Origin of the sequence: Actinoplanes sp. NPDC051633, from assembly GCF_040681735.1 — a bacterium.
Taxonomy (GTDB): Bacteria; Actinomycetota; Actinomycetes; order Mycobacteriales; family Micromonosporaceae; genus Actinoplanes.
On record NZ_JBFAZH010001448.1, the window covers coordinates 1 to 1,707 of the forward strand.

Annotated in this window: 2 protein-coding genes and 1 pseudogene; all 3 read right to left on the minus strand. The window is 74.6% G+C overall.

All coding sequences use genetic code 11. The features are described from left to right. Window positions 1-122: 122 nt before the first annotated feature. Window positions 123-449: pseudogene (locus AB0M20_RS41950) on the minus strand (biotin/lipoyl-containing protein); the annotation flags it as partial. Further along, window positions 434-1,417, minus strand: a complete 984-nt coding sequence (locus AB0M20_RS41955; protein WP_364306939.1) for an alpha-ketoacid dehydrogenase subunit beta — start codon at window positions 1,415-1,417, stop codon at window positions 434-436. The gene AB0M20_RS41955 and the pseudogene AB0M20_RS41950, both read right to left, overlap by 16 nt. Then, the coding region (locus AB0M20_RS41960; RefSeq protein WP_364306940.1) for a thiamine pyrophosphate-dependent enzyme at window positions 1,414-1,707 on the minus strand (294 nt) is incomplete at its 5' end. The genes AB0M20_RS41960 and AB0M20_RS41955, both read right to left, overlap by 4 nt.

Here is a 1,707-nt window from a genome sequence, read left to right on the forward strand (position 1 = left end):
GGGGGGGGGGGGGGGGGGGGGGGGGGGGGGGGGGGGGGGGGGGGGGGGGGGGGGGGGGGCCCGGGGGGGGGGGGGGGGCGGGGGCCCTGCAGGCCGGCCGGGGCCGGCGGGGCCGCGTTTCGCCGAGGGCGTCGGCGCCGGGTGCCCGGCTCCGCTAATCCGGCCGGCGGCCCGTACCCGACCAGCACGTTGCCCGACACCGACTCCGGCTCGACCGAGAAGAGCGGCGTGCCCACATCGACCGCCGCCCCCTCGGCGCCGTGCAGCGCCGCCACCCGCCCCGCGTACGGACTGGGCAGCTCCACCACCGACTTCGCCGTCTCGACCTCGACCACCGCCTGGTCCACGGCGACCAGATCGCCCTCGGCCACCAGCCAGCGCACGATCTCCGCCTCGGTCAGCCCTTCGCCGAGGTCGGGCAGCAGGAACGTGTTCACGCGTCCTCCCACTGCAGATCGTCGACGGCGTCCAGGATCCGGTCGACGCCGGGCAGCTGGAGGTGTTCGAGCTTCGGCGGCGGGAACGGGATGTCGAAGCCGGTGACCCGGCGGATCGGCGCGGCGAGCGAGTGGAAGCAGCGCTCGGTGACCCGGGCGACGATCTCGGAGGCGACGCTCGCGAATCCGGCCGCCTCGGCGACCACCACGGCGCGGCCGGTGCGGGAGACCGCCTCGCACACCGTCTCGTCGTCGAAGGGCACGATCGACCGCAGGTCCACCACCTGCAGGCTGCGGCCCTCCTGCGCGGCCGCGGCGGCCGCCTCGAGGGCGACCGGCACGGACGGGCCGTAGGCGATCAGGGTCGCGTCGGTGCCTTCCCGGCGCACCACCGCGCGGCCGATCGGCGGGCGTGCGGCGGTGGTGTCGACCTCCTCCTTGACCCAGTAGAGCTTCTTGGGTTCGAGGAAGACGACGGGGTCGGGCGCGGCGATCGCCGCACGCAGCAGCGCGTACGCGTCCGCGGGGTCGGCCGGCGCGACCACCTGCAGGCCGGGCGTGTGCGCGTAGTACGCCTCGGACGAGTCGCAGTGGTGCTCGACGCCGCCGATGCCCCCGGCGTAGGGCACCCGGATCACCATCGGCAGCGTGACCTTGCCCCGGGTGCGGTTGCGCATCTTGGCGACGTGGCTGACGACCTGCTCGAAGGCCGGGTACGCGAACGCGTCGAACTGCATCTCGACGACCGGCCGCATGCCGTTCATGGCGAGCCCGACCGCCATCCCGACGATGCCCGACTCGGCCAGCGGGGTGTCGAACACCCGCCGCTCCCCGAAGGAGGCCGCCAGCCCGTCGGTCACCCGGAAGACGCCACCGAGCGGGCCGACGTCCTCCCCGAACACCAGCACCGAGTCGTCCTCGGTCAGCGCGTCGTGCAGCGCCCGGTTGAGCGCCTGCGCCATCGACAGCTTCTCGTTCATGACTCGCGGCTCATCTCGTCCTGCAGCAGCGCGCGCTGCTCGACCAGCTGGGGTGTCGGCGTCGCGTAGACGTATTCGAAAAGATCGCCGGGGTTCGGGGGCACGTCGGTGTTGATGCCGTCGCGCATCCGCTTCGCGAGGCGCTCGCCCGCGTCCGGGGACGGCGCGACGCCGAGGAACTTCTCGAGCCGCACGAGCGGGTCGCGTGCGGCCCACTCGGCGACCTCGGCGTCGTCCCGGTACCGGCCGGCGTCGTCGGCGTTGGTGTGCGCCTGGATCCGGTACGTGTG

Bases quoted from the DNA above. Each gene is read 5' to 3' on its own strand.
- AB0M20_RS41955 (WP_364306939.1), bottom strand. From the start codon at position 1,417: ATGAACGAGAAGCTGTCGATGGCGCAGGCGCTCAACCGGGCGCTGCAC.